The 4833-nt window shown below is 76.1% G+C and carries 3 protein-coding genes and 1 pseudogene; 2 read left to right on the top strand and 2 right to left on the bottom strand.

Annotation, left to right across the window (positions count from 1 at the left end; all coding sequences use genetic code 11):
- Positions 1 to 150, bottom strand: a pseudogene (locus ACFU7Z_RS36270) (ABC transporter ATP-binding protein); the annotation flags it as partial.
- 213 nt (positions 151 to 363) lie between these two features.
- Positions 364 to 2490, bottom strand: a complete 2127-nt coding sequence (locus tag ACFU7Z_RS36265; RefSeq protein WP_380782296.1) for a restriction endonuclease — start codon at positions 2488 to 2490, stop codon at positions 364 to 366.
- A gap of 307 nt (positions 2491 to 2797) precedes the next feature.
- Between ACFU7Z_RS36265 and ACFU7Z_RS36260 the strand changes: the two genes are divergently transcribed.
- Positions 2798 to 3751, top strand: coding sequence for a DUF2797 domain-containing protein (locus ACFU7Z_RS36260; protein ID WP_380782294.1), 954 nt, complete (start codon positions 2798 to 2800; stop codon positions 3749 to 3751).
- 105 nt (positions 3752 to 3856) lie between these two features.
- Positions 3857 to 4810: an alpha/beta fold hydrolase gene (locus ACFU7Z_RS36255; protein ID WP_380782292.1), complete on the top strand. Its 954-nt coding sequence runs from the start codon at positions 3857 to 3859 to the stop codon at positions 4808 to 4810.
- The last annotated feature ends 23 nt before the right edge of the window (positions 4811 to 4833 follow it).

Genomic DNA, 4833 nt, shown 5'->3' with positions numbered 1-4833 from the left:
CATGATGGCGGTGAACTCGCCCTGGGGGAACACGACGCTGACGTTGTCGAGGGCGACGACGCGGGTCTCCCCCTCCCCGTAGACCTTGTTCAGGCTGGTGGCTCGGGCGGCCGCGCGGCCGGTGTGGACGGCGGTTGCGGGGAACGTCACGTGGACTCCTCGGGCTGGTTAACGGAATGTTTAACTCCGTAACATCATCCCAAGCTGTTCGAATGCGATTCGTATGCCACGCGGAGGGTCGGCCCCCGCCGACCCGGCGGGACGGCGGGGGGCCTTCTCCTCCTCAGGTATGACGCCGGACCCTGAGGACCAAGGGCCCCGGCAGGCTCCGGACGGTTCCGGAAGGGGCCGGGGCCCGGCCGACTACTCGACCGCCACGCCGAAGGCCGCCGCCAGCCCGGCCAGGCCGTTCGTCACCGCCCGCCCGGACGGGCTGAACTCCCAGCCGCCGGCGGCCCGGCGGAACGCCCCGAGCAGCATCGCGCTGTCCGGCACCCCGCCGGTCGGGCCCGCCCAGGCGTCCGGTCCGCCGGCGCCCGGCCCGTACGCGGCGGCGAGCGCCAGCCCGTGCACGTAGCCGAGCGGCAGCGCCGGGTGGTCCTCCTCCTCGGTGGAGACGGCGACCACCACCTCCTCGACGGCGGCCGGCAGCCGGTGCAGGTCCAGGGCCAGCCGGGCCGCCCGGGTCGGCTCGCCCGGCACCGAGCGGGTCGGGTGCAGCCGCACGGCGCCGTCCGGGTCCTGCGGGCTGTTGAAGAAGACGAAGTGCTCGTCGCTCAGCACCCGGCCGCCGGCGCACAGGAAGGCGGTGACGTCCAGCTCCACCGCGTCCCCGCCGGCCGTCCGGCTCTGCCAGCTCACCGTGAGGGCGGTCTCGCGCGCCTCCTCGGACCGGTCGTTCGCGACGGCCGAGGCGGCAGCGGAGGAACCGTCGCCGCCGAGCCGGCCGCGCAGGCCCTGCTCGGCGAGCAGGGCGACCAGCTCCGGGCCGCTCACCAGGGCCAGCGGCTTGCCCTCGATGTAGCTGTACGAGCCGCGGCCGAAGCCCGCGGTGGTGACCAGGATGCCCTTGATCGCACCGTGGTGGCGGACGGTGGACTCCAGGTCGCGCACCGCCGTCGGCGGGACGGTCTTCTTGTAGCGCTTCGCCTGGATCACGATCGTGCCGCCGGTCACCGGGTCCAGGTCCTCGGCCACCACGTCCACCCCGACGTCGCCGCTGCGGGCCGTGGTCATCACCCGGAAGCCGCGCAGCCGGAACAGCTCGGCGATCAGCTCCTCGAAGTCCAGCGGGTCCATCTCGAACAGGTCCGGCTCGTCCTCGCCGCCGTGCCCGGCCAGGCTCCCGCCGACACTCTCCGGCCGCCGGTCCGGCCGCACCTCGTCCAGCCGCTCCGGGCGCGCCGACAGCCGGCCGCCCAGGCCCTGGAAGCACTCCACCGGGTCCACCCGGTCCAGCGCCAGCGCGGCGAAGCCCGCCCGGGTGGCGGTCAGGGTGGAGAGGAAGCGCTCGGCCTCCCGGCCGGTCGCCGGGTCGATGCCGAGCACGAAGCCGTTCAGCACCACCGAGTCCAGCAGCCCGTCCCGGTCCGCCCGGAACAGCTCCACCGCCACCCGCAGCGCCGACTGCGCCAGCACCTCCCGGTACAGCGCCTTGCGCTCCGTCGCCGGGCGGGCCACCTCCGCCTCGCGGTCGTCCGACTTCACGTACCGCACCCGGCCGGCGGCCGGCACCACGTCCGGCCCGGGCAGCTCCCAGTCCACCACCAGCTGGCGGCTCCCGGCGTCGAACGCCGCCGCCAGCCGGTGCGGGAAGCCCTCCGGCCAGGCCGCCGAGGCGTACAGACCGGCCGTGAAGTACTCCTGCACCGCCTCCGGCTCGCCCGCCCGCAGCCGGCGCAGCAGCTCCTCGGTGCGGGCGGCCAGCTCCTCCTGCTGCCGGCGGGACTGCTCGACCCCGGCCAGGTACTCCTGGTGGTACGCGGCCAGCCGGTGCTGCCGGTCCACCTCCCGGGCCTGCGCGGCGTACCAGTCCTGCTCGAACCGGGCCCGGGCCTGGGCCAGGTACTGCTCGTACTGCTGCCGCACCCCCGGGTTGCGGGCCTGCACCGGGTCCGGCGGCGGCACGAAGTACCGGGCCGAGGACTGGTCCGGCATCGGCACCGGCTCGCCCAGCGGCCCCGGATCGAACGGCGGCACCGCCCGCGGCGCCAGCAGGGCCTGCGGGCCGAAGGCCGGCGCGGCCAGCCCGGCGGCCAGCAGCCCCCGCAACTCCTCGACCCGGGCGTCCAGTTCGGCCGTCCGCCGGGCCACCTCCGCCTCCCGCGACTGCTGGTAGGCGCGCTGCGCCTCGCGCTCGCCGCGGGCCGCCGCCTTCTGCACCTCCCGCTGCTCCCGCTCCCGGCGGCGCTGCTCCGCCGCCTCGGCGCGCCACCGGGCCTCCTCCCGGCGCTGCTGCTGTCGCTGCGCCTCCGCCCAGATCGCCAGCACCCCGCTGCTCCGCCGCCCCGACACCGTCCGCCCACCCCATTCGCCTCGCGCCCGATGCGGCCGCCGCGGCACCGCCTCCCGACCGCGCCGCCGACCGCGCCCGCCACAATAGAACGTGAACACCCCGCCCGGCCAAGCGCCGGTGACCTGCGGGGCTTTCGGGCGGGGAGGAGGGGCCGGCCGCCACGGACCTGACACCCTGTCGAGGGGGCCGGCGGGCGGGGTGGCAGGGGTGTGGCGGCGTCGGGCCGCCCGGCCTGTCGGTGGCACCGGGTAGTCTCGTCGGCTACCGACGGCCAGGAGAAACGTGACGATCCCCCCGCAGCCCCCGCAGACCCCCGAGCGCCAGGCCCGCCCCGCCGGCTGGGTCTCCACCGGCCTGAGCTGGCGGGACGGCCGCGCCGTGCTCGGGGCCGCGCGCGGCGCGCAGGTGCACGAGCGCGCCGTGGCGCCGGGGGTGGAGGTCGGCTGGCTGCTGGGCGGCCCGCGCCGCTGCGTGGGGGCCTGGCTGGCCGGGGCGACGGAGCGCACGCCCTGCCCGCACCACGCGGTGATCGACCCGGGCGGCGGCGCGACGCAGTGCCCGGCCTGCCAGAGCGTGGACCGCGGCCTCGCCCTCGCCCGGGACCAGATCCTCGACGACGGCCGCACCTACCTGCTCTACCTCGCCTGGTTCGGCGAGGGCCTGCTCAAGGTCGGCCTGACCGCCGAGCAGCGCGGCGACAGCCGGCTGCTCGAACAGGGCGCGCTGGCCTACGCGTTCACCGCCCGCGGCGCCCTGCCGGCGGTCCGGCGCGCCGAACTCACCGTCGCCGCCTCGGGCCTGGCCCGCGAGCGGTACAAGTCCCGGATCAAGACCGAGCAGTGGTGGTCGCACGGCGACGTCCCGTACCGCCGTACGGTGCTCGGCGACGCCCGCGCCCGGGCGCACCGGCTGCTGGACGGCCACGCCGTGGAGCTGCTCGCCGACCGGCCGGTGGTCGACCACGTCGAGCGCTACGGACTGGCCGGCGGCGCCCCGGAGGCGTACCGGGAGATCGCCGGGCTGGCCGACGGCGCGGTGCTCGCGGGCCGGCTCCGCGCGCCGGTGGGCCGGCACCTCTTCCTGGACCAGGTGGACGGCTCGGGACCGCTGCTGCTGGACACCCGGCTGCTCACCGGCTGGACGCTCAGCCCGGTCACCGGCCGCGGGTCCGAGGGCCTGGTCCTCCAGGAGCGTCTGCGCCCGCCGGAGCCGGACACCCAGGAGGCGCTGTTCTGAGACCGCCAATGACCGCTCCGACCAGCGTGGTTGCGTAATAAAACCGCAAGGCCTAGCCTCGGCCTTGCGGTTTTAAGTTGCTACCACCTTGGAGCGAGCCCGACCATGATCGCCGCCCACGAGACCTTCGACGGCACCTTCCCGTACCGGCCGCACTTCAGCACCGCCGCCGGCTTCCGCCAGCACTACGTGGACGAGGGCACCGGCCCCGTGGTGCTCTGCCTGCACGGCGAACCCACCTGGGGCTACCTCTTCCGCGACCTGGTCCGCCGCCTGGCCCCGACCCACCGGGTGGTCGTCCCCGACCACATGGGCTTCGGCAAGAGCGCCACCCCGGCCGACCGGACCTACTGGCTGCAGGACCACGTCGACAACCTGGAGGCGTTCGTCCTGGACCTCGGCCTGCGCGAACTCACCCTGGTCCTGCACGACTTCGGCGGGCCGGTCGGCATGGGCCTGGCCGCCCGCCGCCCGGAGCTGATCGCCCGGGTGGTGAGCGTCAACGGGCCCACGCCGTTCGGCCAGCCCGGCCTCGCCGCGGCGCTCGCCGCCAACGCGGCCGAGTCCCCGTGGTTCGGCTGGATCGCCCGGGCGCACGCCGACGGCAGCCTGGACGCCGTCCTCGGCGAACTCCGCCACACCGTCCTCAGCACCCTGAAGCTCAACGGCTTCGAGAACAACGCCCTGATCACCGACACCTGGCTGGCCGCGTACGGCGCGGCCTTCCCGTCCCCCGCGGAGGCCGTCGGGGCGATCGGCTGGGCGAGGGGCTTCGCCACCGGGGCGCACGCCTTCGAGACCCCGGGCGCCGAGGCCCGCGCGGCGCTCGCCGCCCTGCCCGCGCTCGCCCTCTGGGGCGCGGCCGACCGCACCCTCGCCGCCCGGCACTTCCTGCCCCTGTTCGCCGAGGCGTTCCCGCGCGGCCGGGCCGTCGAACTGCCCGGCGTCGGCCACTACAGCCCCGAGGACGCCCCGGAGACCGTCGCCGAGCTGGTGGAACGCTTCCTCACCGAGACGGCGGCGGAGACGGGGGCAAGGGGTACGGCGTCGGCGAGTTGATCTCCTTGGCGCAGGAGCGGAAC

This window comes from Kitasatospora sp. NPDC057518 (assembly GCF_042802075.1).
GTDB lineage: Bacteria > Actinomycetota > Actinomycetes > Streptomycetales > Streptomycetaceae > Kitasatospora.
This window is presented reverse-complemented; position numbering and strand designations above follow the sequence as displayed.